Genomic DNA, 17,731 nt, shown 5'->3' with positions numbered 1-17,731 from the left:
GGTGACGCTCACAACGGCAAGGAGCCAGTTATGACCCATGTCGACATCCCTTTCCTTCGTTACCTCGATGCGGAAGGGTGCCCGGTCGCCACCTTACCGACCTGGCTGGACAAGGCGATACTGCACACTTTCTACCGCAATATGGTGATGGTGCGCAGCTATGACAAAAAAGCGATTGCGCTGCAACGAACCGGCAAACTCGGTACTTTTCCCTCCCATCTCGGCGCAGAAGCCGTGGGGATTGGCATTGGTCTGGCCATGCAGCCGCAGGATGTCTACGTCCCCTACTATCGGGACATGCCCACCCTCTATGTGCGGGGCGTACCGATGGAGAAAAACCTGCAATATTGGGGCGGTGACGAGCGGGGCAGTTATTTTCTCAAACCAGATGGGACTCCCTCTGAAGATCTCCCCATCTGCGTCCCCATCGCCACCCAGATCACCCATGCCTGCGGAATTGCGTCTGCCTTCAAACTGCGTAATCAACCGCGCGTCGCCGTAGTCACCATCGGCGACGGCGGCACCTCCAAGGGGGATTTTCTGGAGGGGCTCAATTGCGCCGGTGTCTGGCACCTGCCGATGGTCATCATCGTCAACAACAACCAGTGGGCCATCTCGGTGCCACGCAAGCTGCAATCGAGCGCTCCTACGCTGGCCCAGAAGGGGATTGGCGCCGGGGTGCGCAGTCTGCAGGTGGATGGCAACGATGTGGTGGCGGTCTACGATGCTGCCCGCAGTGCCGTCGAACGGGCCCGCAGCGGCAAGGGGCCGACCCTGATCGAGGCGGTCAGTTATCGTCTCGGCGATCATACCACGGCCGACGATGCCACTCGCTATCGCGACGGGGCCGAGGTCGAGGCCGCCTGGGCGAAAGAGCCGGTCAAGCGGCTGCGCCAGTTTATGCACAGCCAAGGCTGGTGGGATGAAGAGCAGGAGCAGAGCCTTCTGGCGGAGGCTACCCGAGAGGTCGAACAGGCGGTCGCCCGTTATGAGGCGATGGCGCCCCAGCCACCGGAGGCGATGCTCGATTATCACTATGCCAGCCTGCCCGCCGAACTTTTGCCCCAGCGCGAGCGAGTGATTGCCAAGGGGATGAAGCAGGAGGTTGGCCATGAGTGAGATCAGTTTGCTGGAAGCGGTCAACATGGCCCTTCACTACGAGATGGAGCACGACCCGGATGTGGTGGTACTGGGCGAGGATGTGGGGGTCAACGGCGGGGTGTTTCGCGCCACGGTTGGCCTGCGCGACAAGTTCGGTTTCAAGCGAGTGATCGACACGCCGCTGGCCGAGGGATTGATCGCCGGGGTAGCGGTCGGCATGGCCACTCAGGGGCTCAAGCCGGTGGCTGAGTTCCAGTTTCAGGGTTTCATCTTCCCCGGGATGGAGCAGATCATCTGTCAGGCGGCGCGGATGCGAAACCGCACCCGTGGCCGCCTCTCCTGTCCCCTCGTCTATCGCTCCCCGTATGGCGCGGGCATTCATTCGCCTGAACATCACAGCGAGAGCGTCGAGGCGCTGTTTGCCCATATTCCGGGGTTACGGGTGGTGATCCCCTCCAGCCCGAGACGCGCCTATGGCCTGCTGCTCTCGGCCATCCGCGATCCGGATCCCGTAATGTTTTTCGAACCGGACCGCATCTATCGCTCGATGAAATCCGAGGTGGTGGATGATGGTGTCGGCCTGCCGCTGGATGTCTGCTTCACCCTGCGCCCGGGCCGGGATATCACGGTAGTGGCCTGGGGGGCCTGCATTCAGGAGGTGATGCGGGCGGCGAACCTGCTGGCCGAGCAGGATATCCAGTGCGAGGTGCTGGATCTGGCCACCATCAAGCCGCTGGATATGGAGACCATCCTCACCTCGGTACGCAAGACCGGCCGCTTGCTGGTGGTACACGAGGCGTGTGGCAGCTTCGGGGTCGGGGCCGAAATTGTGGCACGGGTGACCGAGCAGGCACTTCCCTGCCTCAAGGCGCCGCCCAAGCGGCTGACCGGCGTGGATGCCGCCGTTCCCTACTATCGCAACGAGGCGTATTACCTCATCACCGAGCAGGATATCGCCGATGCCGCTCACCAGCTGATGGAGAACCAGTGGCTATGAAATTTTTCAAATTACCGGATCTGGGTGAAGGGTTGGCCGAAGCCGAGATCGTCGAGTGGAAGGTGAGTGCCGGTGATACCGTTGCTGTCGATCAGGTGCTCTTGTCGGTGGAAACGGCCAAGGCGCTGGTGGATGTGCCCTCACCAGTGGCTGGGGTGATCGCCCGTCTCTGCGGCGCCGAGGGGGATATCCTCCATATCGGTGCGCCGCTGGTGGAGTTCGAGGGGGGGAGGATGATGGCACCGTGGTGGGAAAGGTGAGCGCTCATAAGCAGCATATCGAGGATCACTTCGTGGTAGGGGCCATTGCCCCGGGGGGATCGCTGGTGCAAGCCATGCCTGCCGTGCGCCTGCTGGCACAAAAACTGGGTCTGGATATCGACCGGATCAAGGGAAGTGGCAGCGGCGGCATGGTGACCGAGCTGGATGTGCAGCAGGCATTCGAGGCCCAGCAGAGCAGTGGCAACGAATTCCTCAAAGGGTCGCGCAGGGCCATGGCCAAGGCGATGGAGCTCTCTCATCAGACTGTGGTGCCAGTCAGCATCACCGATGAGGTGGATTTGCGTCACTGGCGGCCTGATGAGGATGTGACGGTGCGTCTTATCAAGGCCATTGGCGTGGCGTGCCGCGCCGAGCCCTCGATGAACGCCTGGTTTGATGGTGAAACCCTGTCACGGCGGCTGTTCAAAGAGGTCAATGTAGCCATCGCGGTGGATTCAAAGCATGGCCTTTATGTGCCGGTGATGGAGAACGTGGCCGAGCGGGAGGGGGCTGATCTGCGCCAAGGGCTGGATCGGATGATCGCCGATGTGAAGGCGCGCGCCGTGCCGCGCGAGATGTTGCAGGGGGCGACCATTACGCTCACCAACTTCGGTGCCATCGCAGGCCGTTATGCCAGCCCCATCGTCACGCCGCCGCAGGTGGCCATCATAGGGGCAGGCAAACTGTTCGAAAAAGTGGTGTTCATCCATGGTGAAGCGCGTCCCGTCAGGGCATTGCCGCTGTCGATGACATTTGACCACAGAGCCTGTACTGGCGGGGAGGCGGCTCGTTTTCTCAGAGCGTTGGTCGAAGCGTTGGAAGCCGCCACCTTATAACGGTTTGTGCCCTGCCGTTGGCAGGGCACAAATTTGTTTGCGTAATCTACAAAGCCACGTATAATCCAAACCAGCTTGAAAGGGCGATAGTTATGTCAATGAATACGATGTTTCACATCTTGTCCTGTTGTTCATAAGTTAATCCCGTTTTTTGAGCTTTACCCGCTGAAAAGCATAAGTAATTATTTTGAATACAGGTTTAAAAGATATGTCTAACATGATCACCGGTACCGTTAAGTTTTTCAACGAAACCAAAGGTTTTGGCTTCATCCAGCAAGAAAACGGCCCGGACGTTTTCGTTCACTTCAGCGCCATTCAAGGTAACGGTTTCCGTACCCTGGCTGAAGGTCAGCGCGTACAGTTCTCTGTGACCCAAGGTCAGAAAGGCCCGCAGGCTGAGAACGTAACCGCTCTGTAATTCTTACAGAATTTAAAAAAGCCGTGGTACCTCTGGTGCCACGGCTTTTTGTTTATATGGCTTTTGCTACTAATACCTATGTGCTGAATCATGCTGCTATCGCTCCTGCTTGCTGTCACCTTGACTCCGACGTCCGATGCGCCGGTACCGGTTCAATCCGCGATGGAAGCGCAGGAGATCTGCCAGCAATTTGTCCAGGTCCGGATGGGCACTGCACAGCAACCCGATGAGGTGAATGCGCGACTGGTGCCTGAAAGGGAGGGGGAGTGGCTGGTGGATGGCAAAGTAAAAGGACCCGAAGGTCCTTTGCTGTTTGCCTGTCATCTTCACCAAGGGGAGCGCTGGGAGCTACTCAACTTTTCACTCTGGGCACCACAGCCGGTCAAAGCGGTTTGAGTGCGACCAGCAGATGTTGCAGGTGTTCAACCATGGTCATGCCAAACGGGGTGAGATAGCCGCCATCTTCTGCGCTGATGAGCCCCTGTTGATGCAGACGGGCTGCCGCCTGGCACAACTCTTCAGACATATCGCTGCGTAATTTAATCCCCTGGCTCATGTTGGCCGGATCAAAGCATGCCAGTATTTTCAAATCGTTCACGAATTCGTTAGAAACCTGGTCGATCCCAATCATGGATTTACTCCTTACGCTAAAGATGTATGCAAACTAGCATCCCCGGATCCACTTTAGTGGGCGCTGGCTCAAATTATTGATCTTTGGCTGGATGCTGCGTTTCAAATGCTGTTTTTTTCGGCGTAATCAGATGGTTGGCTGGCAGCTTCGCCAAGGGCCGAGCCGGACCAAACGTGGTAGGATAGGGCACTTCTTTATATCGGACGGTCTGTTGGTGGCTGTTCGCCCTGTTCAAGGTATCGCTCATGGTCAAGATCACTCTGGTATCCCTGCTGCATTCACTTTGTACCCGCTTTCCGGTTTACCCCGCTGCTTCGTTGACGTCCCTGTTGGATGCCCATCAGGGCGAGGTATGGTTACCTGCACGCAAGGGGGCCGACATTGCGCTGTTACGCAAGCATGCCAAGGGGGCTCATGAGCTGGCGTCACTCGATGCGGGCTGGTGTGATTTTGCCGCCAGCGACAGCGGTGATACACCCGAGCTGGATGCACTGGCCAACTACGACAGCGAGATGATGGATAACCTGCTGATGTACTGGCACACCGCCGCCAAGATCAACAGCCCGATCACCGATAACCTGTTCGAGCTGCGTCGCGAAGTGGTGGATGAGGCCCACGGTGCCAAACTCGCTGCCGCCTGGGAGCAGCAACAACAGCTGCGTTTTGAGCAGCTGATGGCGATGGCGGCCAATGGCCGGGATCTGCTCTGCTTTGTCGAGGTGGAGTCCGCCTACTGGCTGCGGCAAAAGCTGAGCGAGCAGCCTGATGTGGAGCTGATCACCCCTGCGCTGTAAAAGGGGCAATATGATGGCTGGCGGTCTCGCTATCGAGGAGGCTGCTCTATCCTTATTGGCGTCATTGCCCTCCCCATCCGGTGCCAAGGGGCTGCAAGCTGGACAAGCTGACGACAAGATGTGAACATGGCGCCCTTTATCGAGAGAGAGACTTGGCCAATGAGCTATGAACTGAGCGACACCGAGCGCAATGCCGCGCTGCAACTGAACGCTGATTACCGTTACGATCACTTCATCAGCAAGCTGGTCGAGCATGAAGAGCTGTTCGTCCTGACTGACGAGCATGGCGTCATGATGCTGACCACCGACGATGAAGATTGCATCCCGGTATGGCCGCACCCGGAGTACGCCAAGGCGTGGGCCGAAGGTGAGTGGGCCGATTGCAAGCCGCAGTCCATCACCCTGAAGGTATGGCTGGAGCGCTGGGTTGACGGTATGGAGCAGGACGAGCTGTGTGTTGCCGTGTTCCCGACTCCGGATCAGGAAGGCATCGTACTGGAGCCGGCTGACGTGGCTGACGCCATTGCCGAGAAGCAGGCCAAGCGCGGCTGATCACCGCTCGATTCGCAACACCGGTTGCCAACAAAGACCCCGCTATCTGGCGGGGTCTTTGTTTTAGGTCTGTTTGCCAAATGAGTTGTCGCTATCAGGGCTGGCGATAGGTGGTGTCGATGATAGGCTCGGCCGGGAAGGTCTTGCCGCTCTTGATGGCTGCCCTGGTCTCGGATTTTAGCTCTTCATCGATCCACAGCAGACCGCCATAGCTGTAACCGCTGTTGTCGCCACCGAGGGGCCAGTAGAGCTGCTCGCTCTTGGGCGTTGCAGGTACTTTTGGCAGTTTGATCCAGCGCCAGGCGCCTTCCCGGGTATAGGGCACCTGATAGGCAGGGACAAAGCTCGCCAGCTCATAGAGCCGCTGCTGGATCTGCCGTGACAGGGCCGCCTTTTTGGCAAAGTCGAACTCCTTGTCATACTGCTCCACCAGAGCCGTGATGGCGTCGTCATCGATGTTCATGATGTTGTTGGTCTGGGGTTTGTTGGCGTTGACCTTGTGGAAGAACTCCCAATAGGCGGGATAGCGGCTACCCGCCCAGGCCATCCAGGCGCTCTGGTGCTTTTTCTCCAGCATCGATTTGAAACCGGCCGATGCATCCATCAGGTTGAGCTCCAGATTAAGCCCTGCCTTCTTGGCCTCTTCCCGCAACAGCGTGAGCCGCTGGGCGTGCTCCGCCGTGGTGTAGGTGATAGCGAGGGTAAGTGACTGCCCCTTGTCGTTTTGCAAAATTCCCTGCGGCCCCACTTTGTTGAAACCGGCTTTGGCAAAGTATTCCCGTGCCAGTTTGGGAGCGAACGGACGGGCCTTGATCTCGCTGTTGGTAAACTCACCCTGACCTGAGCCATAACTGTTGAGTCGCTGGTAATCCCCCCGCAGCAGGGTGGTGAGCATTTTGTCGAGGTTGAGGGCATGCTGGATCCCGAGCCGCACATCTAGATTATTCAGCAGCGGATCGGCGGTGTTGAGATAGAGCCCCATTGGCGATTGCGGGGTCTGGTTGTAGAACCAGGTACGCGCGATATAACCCTTCTCGAACTCCGCGGTTTTGGTCTTGTCGTGCCACCAGTTGGGCATCACCAGCGGGAAGGTGTCGAGATCGCCGCGCAGGAAGTGCTGCCAGGCGATGTTCAGATCCCTGAGCACCTTGATCTCGATCCGCGCAGGATTGAAACGATGCTGGAAGTAGCGCTCGTCATCTCCCCACCAGTGTTCAATCCGCTTGAAGGTGACCGATTTACCCTTTTTCACCTGATCGATCTGATAGGGGCCGGTGACCGGCAACACCTTCCAGTTGTACTCCTTGACCCAGTTGGCGGTGAGCTTGATGGCGTGGCTTGGCTCCGGGCTGATGGGCAGTGATTCGAGCAGATCCTGGCGGCTCTTTTCGGTGCCGCTGGTGATGGCCAGGGTGTGATCGTCAAACTTGGTGATGTCGGCTATCTGGGTGCTGTAGTAGTTGTTGTACCAGGGGTCGTTGATCTCTTTGCTGCGCATCATCTTGAGGGTAAAGAGCCAGTCATCGGCGGTGACCGGTTGGCCGTCTGACCAGCGTGCTTTGGGATTGATGCGAAAATAGAGGGTCTTGTTGTCGGCGCCGAAGGCCCACTCGTTTGCCAGCATCGGCATTGGGTTGCCGGTAACGGGATGAGTGCTCAGCAGTGGCAGGTTGGTTTCCCGCACGTAACCGGCAAAGCCGCCGTTGGAGTCGGGGCCATATTTGCGCAGGGTCAGGGGGAAGCTGGTCATAAAGGTGCGAAAGGTGCCGCCGCGCTTGGCGGCCGGATCGGCATAGAGAGGATCCTGGTTGTTGCTCTCCCACTTCAAGTCAGCGGGCAGCGTGGCACTCCAGCCAAACGGGCTCCAGCACAGGGCCAGGGTGATGGCGGTGGCGCGAATGATTGGGGAGAGTCGGCGCTCCCCGGCGGTGATGGTCGATGGCATGTCCTTGCTCTCCTGAAGTCTGCTTCCTGCAGATCACGCACTGGTGATGTCAGTCCCGATGGGGACTGGCTCATCATGGAAATTTTATCCTGTCAGGTCAATGAAATAGCGTGAATTAGCGGGTGGCCTAGGCCGCAACGCAGTGCAGGGTGATCCCCTTGGCCGCGATGGCTGCCCGCATGGGGGCGGGCAGGGCATCGTCGGTAACCAGCACGTTGATCTGGCCCGGCGCGCCAAGCTGGCTCGGGTGGATGGCGCCAAATTTGCTGCTGTCGGTGATCACCACATTGGTCATCCCCTTGGCCAGCACGCTGTTGACCACATCGGCCCGCATCATGTCGCGGCCGGTGAAACCCATCTCGGGATGAAAACCGTCGACCCCGATAAAGGCCTTGGAGAAGTGCACCTGCTCGATGCAGAGGCGTGTGAGCGGCCCCACCACGCTCTCGCTCTGATGCTGGAACAGCCCGCCGAGCAGCACCACCTGAGCCGGGGTATCTTTGAGCAGATGGGCGATATAGCTGCTGATGGTGATGATGGTGACCCGTTTGTGCAGGGCCAGATGGCGCGCCAGCATGGCGTTGGCGCTGCCCCCCTCGATAAAGACCGTCTCGCCATCTTCCACCAGCTGGGCGGCCCGCTCGGCGAGGCGCTCCTTGAGCAGGTAATTGATGTTCATCCGGGCATCCGGGTCATCGGTCTCCAGCGCCATGGCCGAGCCGTGTACCCGTCTGAGCAGTCCCTGCTTCTCCAGCGCGGTGAGGTCGTTGCGCACCGTCACCTCAGACACGCCGGTATGTCGGGAGAGTTCACTCACGCTCATCTTGCGAGCCTGATGGACCAGAGTGAGGATCAGTTGGTGGCGTGGATTCATGGTGCGCTCACATGCAAGGTGGTGGATAGCGGCAAGCCACCCGTGGGGTGGCTTGCCAATCATATGACGTCACTGGCGCCATGGGTGCGCCCCGTCAGAGACTGTGCTCGGTGCGGGCGATGATATCATCTTGCGCATCCGGGGATAAGGCGGTGAAGAAGGCCGAATAGCCCGCCACCCGTACCACCAGATCCCGGTACTGATCCGGATTGGCCTTGGCCGCCAGCAGGGTCTCGCGCGAGACAATGTTGTACTGCACGTGCCACCCCTTGTGCACCTCGAAGAAGGTGCGCAGCAGGCTCATCAGCTTGGCCTTGTCCCGCTCGTTCTCAAGGCTCGCCGGACTCAGCTTCTGGTTGAGCAGCACCCCGCCGAGGATGGCCGCCGTGGGCAGCTTGCCGATGGAGTTGAACACTGCCGTCGGGCCGAGACGATCCGAACCCGACGAGGGGCTGGCCCCTTCCGCCAGCGGCGTGCGGGCATGGCGACCATCCGGGGTGGCCATGGTGGCGGCACCGAAGGGCACGTTGGCGGAGATGGAGGAGGTGCCCGCATAGTAGGTACCGCCGATGGGGCCACGGCCGAAGCGGGTGTTGTGCAGCTCCTTGAGCTCGTCGATGTAGCTCTGGTAGGCCTGCACCAGCAGCAGGTCAACCTCGTCCAGATCGTTGCCATATTTGGGGGCGGCATTGGTGAGGCGCTGGCGCAACTGCTCCCCTGCTAGCCCGGTAAAATCTTGTTCGAGTGCTTCGGCCAGCTCTTGCTGATCCACAATCCCCTGCTCGAACACCAGTTTCTTCAGGGCTGCCAGACTGTTGCCGAGGTTGGCAATTCCTACCTGCAGACCTGAGACCCAGTCATAGACGGCGCCCCCCTCCTTGATGGTTTTGCCGCGCTCGATGCAGTCATCCACCAAGGTGCTGCAGAGGATGTCGTGGGCTTGTGCCTCCAGCACGCTGTCGACCACGCAGTCGATCTCGATGGATTTGCGGGTGAAGTAGCGCACCTGCTCATCCCAGCGGGCCATCACCTCGTCAAAGTTACCAAAGCTCCCGTCTCGCAGCGACTGGGGCTGGGGCAGGAATACCTTGCCGGTGGTGGCATCGCAGCCGCCATCAAGGGAGGCCAGCAGGATGCGGGCGAAGTTGATAAAGCTCATGCCGGTGCAGCGATAGCCCCACTTGCCGGGTACGGCGGTCTCGATGCAACCGATGGCGGCGTAGTGGTGGGCATCCTCCACGCTTACTCCGAGCTTGATGAACTCGGGGATCACCACTTCGTCGTTGTTGAAGGCGGGCATGCCAAAGCCGCAGCGGATCACCTGAATGCAGGCGTCGAGGAAATCCTCGCTCATCCCGGCATGGTAGCGCACCGAGAGGTTGGGTTGGGTGGATCGCAGCTGGCCGCAGGACTCCAGAATCGCGTAGGAGAGGCCATTGACTGCGTCATGGGCCGCACCATCCCGCCAGTTCTGGCCGCCAATCGTGACGTTTTGATAGAGCGGGCTGCCGGCAGAGGCCTTGGAGTGGGTACCGGAGCGGATCTTGTTCACCTCCAGCAATTTCAGCCAGCACCCTTGCAGCAGTTCGATGGCGCGGGGGCGTGACAGGGATTCCGACAGCTCTACCTCGCGGCGATACCAGGGGTAGAGGTACTGATCCATCCGGCCAAACGACACCGAGTGGCCGTTGGATTCGATCTGCAGGATGAGCTGGATAAAGTAGCAGAGCTGCAGCGCTTGCCAGAAGGTCTCGGGGGGCTGGTGGGCGATGTGGGCGCAGTTGAGCGCGATGGTCTCAAGCTCGTTTCGGCGCTCGGGGCGAGATTCCTGTGCTGCCATATCATGGGCAAGTGCGGCGTAGCGCGCGATGTGATCGCTGACCGCATCCAGAGTGATGGCGACAGCGTGCAGGAACTGCTCGCGCTGCAGATCGCCCCAATCCGCCAAATCCAGCCGACTGCGGCGCTCTGCCACCTTGGCCTTGAAGCCATCGAGCCCCAGCGTGAGCAGCTCCTCATAGTTGACCGCGAGGTGGGCATCCCCCGAGGTCATGTTGCCCTCGGCCTTGATGATGCCGCTCTCCAGCAGCGCTTTCTGCTCGTCGGTAAAGAGGCCGAAGCAGCGATCCTGCACCGTCTGGCCACGCCAGAAGGGGATGAGGGCGTGGATCGCCAGCTTGTCTGCCTCGCTCACCGCAAAGCCGGCACCGGGGCGGTCAGCCAGCTCGTCGATCTCCTTCTCAATCCAGCTCACCGTGTACTCAGGAAAGAGCGGCGCCGCCCGTACCTGACTGGCCTGATTGCCGACGATAAGCTCGTCGTGCTTGATCCAGATGGTGCGCTCCTTGAGGTGATGGGCCAACGCCAGAGCGCGGCGCACCGGCAGCGGCCGGGCGAGGTGAGCCTGGTAGGCCTGTGTGTAGTGGCGGGCACGCTCGGTGCAAACCGGTGGCTGAACGATGTGGATCAGGCTCTCTTTGTGGGCGCGGATCCGCGGGCTGAGGGTATTGAGGTCGAGCTGGGTCATGATCTTATCCTCTGGTCACAGGGGTCAGCCCCTGACGTTGGGCGTATGCGTGGGCAAAGTTGAGTAAATCGGGGTCGTCGAGGGGTGTCTCCGGCGCCTGATAGGGCAGATCCAGCAGGGCATATTTGCCCATCCCCAGCGTGTGGTAGGGGAGGAAGTGGATCTCCTGCACAGTACCGAGACTGGCGGCGGTGTCGGTGATGGCGGTGATCGATGCGCGGTCGGCATTGAAGCCGGGAATGAGCGGTACCCGGATCTGTATCGGCACGCCGTATTCGGCGAGGCGCTTGAGGTTCGCGATGGGCAACTCCACCTTGCCGCGGGTCCAGTTGAAGAAACGCTCCTTGTCCACGTGTTTGAGATCCGCCAGCACCAGATCCAGTGAGGGGAGGCTTGGCTCAATCTGGTGCCAGGGCACATGGAGGCAGCTCTCGACCGCCGTGTGCAGCCCTTCGGCCTTGCAGCGGGCCAGCAGGGACGCTGCAAAGTCGGGCTGCATAAAAGGCTCGCCACCAGAGAGGGTGACGCCACCGCCGCTGCGCTCGAAGAAGGGGCGATCCCGCAGTATGGTGTCCATCAGGGTGTCCAGGGTTTCATCGCGGCCGCACACCTGCAGCGCTTCGCTGGGGCAGAGGCCGCGCAGCCGTTCCATATCATCGGCCTTGAGGGTAGAACGGCTGAGCTGGATGCCCTCGCTGTCACGCAAGATTGCCGGACACGCGTGGCTGCAGAGCTGGCATCCCTCGATGCACTGGCGCCGGTCGAGTAGTATGTCCGGCTTGGGAGAGCGGCTTTCCGGGTTTTGACACCAGCGACAGGCCAGCGAGCACCCCTTGAGAAATACCAGGGTGCGAATGCCGGGGCCATCGTGAGTTGAATATCGTTGCAGGTCGAAAATCATACCGCCTCCTTTTGTATTTGCATTCTATTTGCTTTCATTCGAAAGTTGATTTGATTTCGATCAAGCTATTTGCAGATGTTTTATCGCTAGAATGGCGACATATTGAACATCCCGTTAAGGAGTTAGAGATGGAGCTGTATCTCGATACCGCCGATGTGGCGGCAGTGCGTCGCTGGTCACGGATCCTGCCGTTGGCCGGTGTCACCACCAATCCTTCCATTACCGCCGCCGGGGGATTGCCGCTCTGTGAGCTGCTGCCCGCCCTGCGCGACGTGCTGGGACCCAAGGCGCGCCTGTTTGCCCAGGTGATGGCCAAAACTGAAACCGAGATGGTGCGCGAGGCATTTGCCCTGCGTGAACTGGACCCGGACCTGGTGATCAAGATCCCGGTGTGCGCAGAGGGGCTGGCTGCCATCAAGAGCCTGACAGCCAACGGTGTGCCGACGCTGGGCACCGCTGTCTATACCCCGCTGCAGGGCTGGCTGGCTGCGGTAGCGGGGGCGGAATATGTCGCACCTTATGTCAATCGACTGGATGCCCAAGGCGGTGATGGCATCGCCACCGTGCAGGAGCTGCAACAGCTGCTTGCGCTGCACGCACCGAACAGCAAGGTGCTGGCGGCGTCATTCCGTACTCCCCGTCAGGCGCTCGATTGCCTGCTGGCGGGTTGCCAATCGATCACCTTGCCGCTCGACGTGGCCGAGCAGTTGCTGAACGTACCGGCAGTGGATGCGGCGCTGGTGAAGTTCGATCAGGATTGGCAGCGCGCTTTCGGTCGCTGATCCCGGTGACAAGCAGATTACCGTTATTGAGAGGGGGAGGGTGAAGAAGTGCGGGTGATGGGGATTGACCGACTAGACTGGAAAGAGGTGGCTACATTCGCGGGCCGCCCTGCAGTCTACCGGAGGTATCCCATGAGCGACCATCTGCTACTCCCCCATGGTGAAGATTTGCGTCGTGCGGTGCTTTGGCTCAGCGAGCATCATCAGCACGATATCGCCGCCATTGAAGAGGCCAGCCTGCGTTTTGATCTCTCGCCGCTGGATGAGGAGTTTCTGATCCAGCACTGGCTCGACAGCCAGCGCCAATCATGAATATCCGAGGTGAGAGATTTAGAAGAAGTTGGCGAGGTTGATGCCAAACTCTTTGGGGTCGACCGTGTTTTCGATGCTCTCCTGCACCCCTGACTTGGCCAGATCCAGCCACTGTACGTCGAGGTAGTGACGCTGGGTGGCGTGATAGATCACCTTGACCACCGGCTTGAGCGGCTGCTGCTCGTTGCGCTGCATCACGATAGCCAGGCGCTGGTTTGAGAGCTGTACCAGGGTTCCCACCGGATAGACTCCCATGCACTTGATGAACTTGGTAACCAGTTCGGCATCAAAGTGCTGATTGATCCCCTTGAGCAGAATGCGGAAGGCCTGGGTCGGCTGCATACCCGCTTTGTAGACCCGATCTGCAGTGATGGCATCATAGACATCGACGATGCCGCTCATCCGGGTATAGAGAGAGAGCTGCTCCCCCTTGAGTCGCTGTGGGTAGCCGGAGCCATCGAGCCGCTCGTGGTGGTTGGCGGCCACCTCCAGCATGGTGGGGGTAATGCCAGGGGTATTGCTGAGGATCTCGTAACTGTGCACCACATGCTGACGCATGATGGCGAACTCCTCATCGGTCAGCTTGCCCGGTTTGTGGAGCACCTCGTCCGGGGTCATGATCTTGCCCACGTCGTGCAGCAGGCCACCCAGGGTCAGCTCCTTGAGTACGCTGCGTTCCAGTCCCAGATAGCGGCCGAAGTTGGCCAGCAGAATGGCCACGTTCATGGAGTGCTCCATCAGGTAGGCATCCTTGGCGCGAATACGGGCCAGACAGAGCATGGCATCGCCGTGGGTGAACATGGTGTCCACCATCTCTTCGGCGACTTCGGCCAGCGGGGTGATGTCGATGGGCTCACCCGCTTTGAGGTGGCGAATGAACTTGCCTTGCAGCTCGCGCGCTTCCTGATAGAGGCGTCGGATTTTAAGCTCCCGCCCTTCGCCGTTGGCACTGGCACGGCGCCCTACCTGGGCGCTGTTGGCATTGAGATCGGGGGAGGTAACGGCATCACTTTCGGCACTGCCCAGCTTGCTGCGGGCCAGATCGATGCGTACCGTGAGCACCCCCTGACGCACCAGATTGGCAATTTGCGCCACGCTGGTCACCAAGCCCATTTGGGCGATCTCCATCCCACCTGTCTGGCTGGCGATAGCAATCACATACATGCCGGGTTTCAGCTGGTTGACGGGAATGACGGGATAGGATGCTTGAGACTTCATGAGGGCTTCCTGACTCTTATTATTATGAGTATCGTTCGGATGGGTCACACCGGAGAAGTGTAACATCGGATGACCAGTTCGTCATAATTGGCAACCCCTTAACAGTGGCGTTGTCGCCCCCGCCCGATATAATGACGCCCCTTTACTTGTTGGACTCCGAGGTTGTGAATGCGGCTTGATAAATTTCTGTGCGATTGTTCCGATTTGACCCGCTCGCTGGCAGGCAAACTGATCCGTCAGGGTGAGGTCATGGTGGATGGCATTGTGGTCAAGCAGCCCGCCTTTCATATCAATGAGCAGAGCCAGATCGAGTTTGACGGCGTGCTGCTGACGCTGGAGCAGCGCAACCGCTATTTCATGCTGCACAAGCCGGAAGGTTACGTCTGCTCTAACGAGGATCCGGATCACCCGACAGTCTTCTTCCTGATGGATGAACCGGCGATGGGCAAGCTGCATGTAGTGGGACGCCTCGACCTCGATACCACGGGTCTGGTGCTGGTGACCGATGACGGTCAATGGTCCCACCGCATCACCTCGCCGCGTCACGAGTGTGCCAAGACCTATCACGTCTGGCTGGCCGATCCGGTAAGCCCGGATGCGATCGCGCTGTTCGCCGAAGGGGTCTACCTGCGTAACGAGACCGATAAAACTCGTCCTGCACAGCTGGAAATTCTCGGCGAGTGCGAGGCCCGCCTGACCATCCACGAAGGCAAGTACCATCAGGTCAAGCGGATGTTTGCCTCCATCGGCAACAAGGTCATTGGCTTGCATCGCGAGCGGGTGGGTGGCCTGACGCTGGATGAAGATCTGGCCCCCGGTGAATACCGCGAGCTGACCGCTGAGGAGATTGCCCTGTTCTGATCAGGGATGGTGCCGGGTGTCAGTGAGTGCTGAAACCCAGCACCAGCGCCGTGCCCAGGCTGGCAATCAGTGCCCCCGCCCAGGCGGCAACGGATGGCCGCTCCCCTGAGTGCCACCACAACAGCGGCAGCAGCAGTACCGGCGTGGTGGAGGAGAGAATGGCCACCATGCCCACCTCGCCCTGCCGCAGCGCCATCAGGATCAGCGTCATCCCCAGCCCCATCGCCAGAAAGCCGTTGGTGGCAATCATGGCGAGGATATGGCGATTGACCGGTTTTAGCGGCATGGCCAGCGGCAAGCGCCCCAGCCGCAGGACGCAGTGGGCCAGCAGGGCACTGCCCATCCGGATACCCGATGCACTCACCGCATCCACCTCACCACTCATCATCACCGGCTTGGCGATGATGGCTCCCACGCTCTGACACAGTGCCGCCGTCAGGCCAAGGCCAATTCCCAGCGCCAGATTGCCACGGATCTGTTCCCACTCGTTGCTGCTACTGCGTCTGCCAAACAGGATCGCCAGCATCACGCCGGCAAAGACCAGCACGGCCCCCAGCAGTCGCCAGCCTGTCAGCTGTTCATTAAAGAGCCATAGCCCAAGCAGGGCGGAAAACAGCGCATGGCAGGAGAAGAGCAGGGCACTGCGTCTTGGCCCCAACCGGTTCATGCAGGCAAACAGCGCCGTATCGCCCACGAAGATGCCGACCAGCCCCGAGATGGCGAGCAGGGGCAGGGCGCTTGCGGTGAGGGTTTGCCAGCCACCGGTGAGCAGACTCATGGTGCCGAGCATCAGGCTGACCAGAAACATGCGCCAGCGGCTGTAGGCAAATGCGCCGAGATGACGGGCCGGTTTGACCGAAATTAGCGCTGCAATTGCCCATAAACTGGCCGACGCGAGGGCCAGCCACTCATAACCCATAAAAACTCCTGAAAAAATTAACCCGAAAGACTCCATCTCCCGGGCAAGCCCGATACAATACGGGGCGTTTTCGGGGATAACAAGAGCGGCATCAGGCATTCATCAGGCGCGCCGTCGGCCTTCCCCTCCTGCAGTGGTTTTATTCGAGGTTTTGTCATGAGGTATGGTTTCTTCCCCAAGCTGGCACAACGCTGGCTCTCCCCGCTATTGCTTGCCGTGCTGGCAGGGCCCCTGGCCCATGCCACCACCGTTGAGCAGCAGCCTCTGCTTGCCGATCGGCAAACCCTGGTCAAGGGCAACGGTGCCGAGCCGGAGTCACTGGATCCGGCACTGGTGCGCTCCGGTTTTCCGGGGGAGGCCGTGCTGGTCGATCTGTTTGAAGGGCTGGTCAGCGAAGATGGTCAGGGGCATATCGTTCCTGCTCAGGCCCAGCGCTGGGAGGTGAGTGACGATGGGCTGGAGTGGCGATTCTTCCTGCGACCCCAACTGAAATGGTCCAATGGCGAGCCGCTGGTGGCCGCTGATTTTGTCTATGCCTGGCGCCGTCTGCTCGATCCGGCCATCAACTCCCCTTCTGCCGGATTGCTGCTGGCCACGGGGATCAACAATGCGCAATCCATCTATGCCGGCGCGCTGGAGCTCGGCAATCTGGGCATTGAAGCGCAAAGCGATCAGATCCTGAAAATCACCCTGGAGCGGCCGGCTCCCTATTTCCTGCAGCTCATCAGTCAGCGCCCCTTTGTGCCAGTCAATCAGAAGGCGATAGCCAAATTAGGCAAACAGTGGACCGAGCCCGGCAAGCTGGTGAGCAATGGTGCTTACCGGTTGGCAAGTTGGACGCCAAACGAGCGGATAGAAGCCGAGCGCAATATCCACTACTGGGATGACCTTCACACCCGTATCGGACGGGTCACCTATCTGCCTATCACCTCGCAACATGCGGAGCGGCTGCGCTATGAGGCCGGTGAAATCCAGCTCACCAACAAGGTCTCCCTCGGCTATTACCAGAAGATGAAGCGCGAATCTCCGGAGCGGCTGTGGGGGTTGCCGCTGTTTGGCACCTATCTCTATGCGTTCAATTTGAAGCGCCCGGAACTGCAGGATGTGCGGGTGCGTCAGGCGCTCTCCATGGCGGTTGATCGACAGTTGCTCATTGGATCGGTGAGCGGGCAGGATGAACAGGCGGCATGGTCGCTGTTGCCGGAGATGCCGGGTTACCCCCGGGTGATATTGCCTGTGGCGCTGGAAGATATGCCAACCCGCCAGGCCAAAGCAGCAGCCCTGCTGTCAGCGGCCGGGTATAACAGTGCCAATCCACTCAAGCTGAGCATTACCTACAACAGCGCAGAAACCCACAAGCAGATGGCGATGGCCATTGCTGCCATGTGGCAGAAGCTGGGGGTGCAGGTCACCCTCAACAGTCTGGAGTGGGGCGCCTATCAGGTGGCCAAGGATAGCGGTGATTTTCAGGTGGCCAGAAGCTTCCTGTTTGGCGATTACGTGGAGCCATCAGCCATGCTGGGCAGCTTCCGTTGTCAGGATCTGCGCAACGAGAGCGGCTACTGCAATCCCGACTTTGATCTGCTGCTGGAGCAGGCAGCCAATACGCTGGACAGCGCGAGCCGGGTTGAACTCTACCGGCATGCCGAACAGTTGCTGCTTGAGGAGGCGCCGATCCTCCCCGTGTATCATTACAATCAGATGAGACTGGTCGATCCCGCGCTGCGAGGGCTGCCCAGCCAGAATTTGAAAGGGACGATTGCCACCAAGGATCTCTACTTCAGCCCGCAGTGAGGAGCATTT

At 59.7% G+C, this 17,731-nt stretch carries 17 protein-coding genes and 1 pseudogene; 11 read left to right on the top strand and 7 right to left on the bottom strand.

Annotated elements, in window-relative coordinates; all coding sequences use genetic code 11:
• Window positions 1–30: 30 nt before the first annotated feature.
• The 5 genes and pseudogenes from pdhA to ACTG2O_RS18290 all read left to right on the top strand — a co-directional run bounded on the left by pdhA (window position 31) and on the right by ACTG2O_RS18290 (window position 4,008).
• Complete coding sequence (pdhA, locus tag ACTG2O_RS18310) at window positions 31–1,119, top strand: pyruvate dehydrogenase (acetyl-transferring) E1 component subunit alpha (RefSeq protein ID WP_021231078.1); 1,089 nt, start codon at window positions 31–33, stop codon at window positions 1,117–1,119.
• The gene (locus ACTG2O_RS18305) at window positions 1,112–2,098 is read left to right on the top strand and encodes an alpha-ketoacid dehydrogenase subunit beta (protein ID WP_041209833.1); all 987 of its coding nucleotides are present in this window, start codon (window positions 1,112–1,114) and stop codon (window positions 2,096–2,098) included. The genes pdhA and ACTG2O_RS18305 overlap by 8 nt, the downstream gene beginning before the upstream one ends.
• Window positions 2,095–3,194, top strand: a pseudogene (locus tag ACTG2O_RS18300) (dihydrolipoamide acetyltransferase family protein). Before ACTG2O_RS18305 ends, ACTG2O_RS18300 begins: the two are co-directional and overlap by 4 nt.
• Window positions 3,195–3,402: 208 nt before the next feature.
• A complete protein-coding gene (locus ACTG2O_RS18295) occupies window positions 3,403–3,612 on the top strand; it encodes a cold-shock protein (RefSeq protein ID WP_005302803.1) in 210 nt (69 codons plus the stop codon).
• 90 nt (window positions 3,613–3,702) lie between these two features.
• The gene (locus ACTG2O_RS18290) at window positions 3,703–4,008 is read left to right on the top strand and encodes a hypothetical protein (RefSeq protein ID WP_439976436.1); all 306 of its coding nucleotides are present in this window, start codon (window positions 3,703–3,705) and stop codon (window positions 4,006–4,008) included.
• Here the strand turns inward: ACTG2O_RS18290 and ACTG2O_RS18285 are convergent.
• Window positions 3,995–4,243 (bottom strand): TIGR02647 family protein, encoded by a 249-nt coding sequence (locus ACTG2O_RS18285; protein ID WP_439976435.1) that lies wholly within the window; start codon window positions 4,241–4,243, stop codon window positions 3,995–3,997. The genes ACTG2O_RS18290 and ACTG2O_RS18285 overlap by 14 nt on opposite strands.
• A gap of 245 nt (window positions 4,244–4,488) precedes the next feature.
• On the opposite strand from ACTG2O_RS18285, the gene ACTG2O_RS18280 reads away from it, so the two are divergent.
• Together ACTG2O_RS18280 and ACTG2O_RS18275 are read left to right on the top strand one after the other, a co-directional pair.
• A complete protein-coding gene (locus tag ACTG2O_RS18280) occupies window positions 4,489–5,037 on the top strand; it encodes a hypothetical protein (protein WP_108540237.1) in 549 nt (182 codons plus the stop codon).
• 159 nt (window positions 5,038–5,196) lie between these two features.
• Window positions 5,197–5,589, top strand: a complete 393-nt coding sequence (locus tag ACTG2O_RS18275; protein WP_005334204.1) for a DUF2750 domain-containing protein — start codon at window positions 5,197–5,199, stop codon at window positions 5,587–5,589.
• A 94-nt stretch (window positions 5,590–5,683) separates the two neighbouring features.
• Here ACTG2O_RS18275 and ACTG2O_RS18270 read toward each other — a convergent pair whose 3' ends face one another.
• The 4 genes from ACTG2O_RS18270 to ACTG2O_RS18255 all read right to left on the bottom strand — a co-directional run bounded on the left by ACTG2O_RS18270 (window position 5,684) and on the right by ACTG2O_RS18255 (window position 11,836).
• A complete protein-coding gene (locus tag ACTG2O_RS18270; protein WP_245147833.1) occupies window positions 5,684–7,534 on the bottom strand; it encodes an extracellular solute-binding protein in 1,851 nt (616 codons plus the stop codon).
• A gap of 127 nt (window positions 7,535–7,661) precedes the next feature.
• Window positions 7,662–8,408, bottom strand: coding sequence for a DeoR/GlpR family DNA-binding transcription regulator (locus ACTG2O_RS18265; protein ID WP_005350628.1), 747 nt, complete (start codon window positions 8,406–8,408; stop codon window positions 7,662–7,664).
• A gap of 94 nt (window positions 8,409–8,502) precedes the next feature.
• Complete coding sequence (locus tag ACTG2O_RS18260) at window positions 8,503–10,935, bottom strand: formate C-acetyltransferase/glycerol dehydratase family glycyl radical enzyme (protein WP_439976434.1); 2,433 nt, start codon at window positions 10,933–10,935, stop codon at window positions 8,503–8,505.
• A 4-nt stretch (window positions 10,936–10,939) separates the two neighbouring features.
• A complete protein-coding gene (locus ACTG2O_RS18255) occupies window positions 10,940–11,836 on the bottom strand; it encodes a glycyl-radical enzyme activating protein (RefSeq protein WP_245147835.1) in 897 nt (298 codons plus the stop codon).
• 128 nt (window positions 11,837–11,964) lie between these two features.
• On the opposite strand from ACTG2O_RS18255, the gene fsa reads away from it, so the two are divergent.
• Both fsa and ACTG2O_RS18245 read left to right on the top strand, forming a co-directional pair.
• The gene (fsa, locus tag ACTG2O_RS18250) at window positions 11,965–12,618 is read left to right on the top strand and encodes a fructose-6-phosphate aldolase (RefSeq protein ID WP_005334193.1); all 654 of its coding nucleotides are present in this window, start codon (window positions 11,965–11,967) and stop codon (window positions 12,616–12,618) included.
• Window positions 12,619–12,750: 132 nt separating this feature from the next.
• Complete coding sequence (locus ACTG2O_RS18245; protein WP_047437627.1) at window positions 12,751–12,930, top strand: hypothetical protein; 180 nt, start codon at window positions 12,751–12,753, stop codon at window positions 12,928–12,930.
• Window positions 12,931–12,948: 18 nt separating this feature from the next.
• On the opposite strand, the gene ACTG2O_RS18240 is transcribed toward ACTG2O_RS18245, so the two are convergent.
• Entirely contained in the window at window positions 12,949–14,148 is a 1,200-nt protein-coding gene (locus ACTG2O_RS18240; RefSeq protein ID WP_005350638.1) for an HD-GYP domain-containing protein, read from the bottom strand.
• 168 nt (window positions 14,149–14,316) lie between these two features.
• Between ACTG2O_RS18240 and rsuA the strand changes: the two genes are divergently transcribed.
• A complete protein-coding gene (gene rsuA / locus ACTG2O_RS18235) occupies window positions 14,317–15,009 on the top strand; it encodes a 16S rRNA pseudouridine(516) synthase RsuA (protein ID WP_439976433.1) in 693 nt (230 codons plus the stop codon).
• A 19-nt stretch (window positions 15,010–15,028) separates the two neighbouring features.
• Here the strand turns inward: rsuA and ACTG2O_RS18230 are convergent, their stop codons facing one another.
• The gene (locus ACTG2O_RS18230) at window positions 15,029–15,928 is read right to left on the bottom strand and encodes a DMT family transporter (protein ID WP_439976432.1); all 900 of its coding nucleotides are present in this window, start codon (window positions 15,926–15,928) and stop codon (window positions 15,029–15,031) included.
• Window positions 15,929–16,084: 156 nt separating this feature from the next.
• On the opposite strand from ACTG2O_RS18230, the gene ACTG2O_RS18225 reads away from it, so the two are divergent.
• Window positions 16,085–17,722, top strand: coding sequence for a peptide ABC transporter substrate-binding protein (locus ACTG2O_RS18225; RefSeq protein ID WP_439976431.1), 1,638 nt, complete (start codon window positions 16,085–16,087; stop codon window positions 17,720–17,722).
• The last annotated feature ends 9 nt before the right edge of the window (window positions 17,723–17,731 follow it).

The organism is Aeromonas sp. 61P, assembly GCF_051919545.1.
In the GTDB taxonomy this organism is placed as follows: Bacteria; Pseudomonadota; Gammaproteobacteria; order Enterobacterales; family Aeromonadaceae; genus Aeromonas; species Aeromonas veronii.
This window is presented reverse-complemented; position numbering and strand designations above follow the sequence as displayed.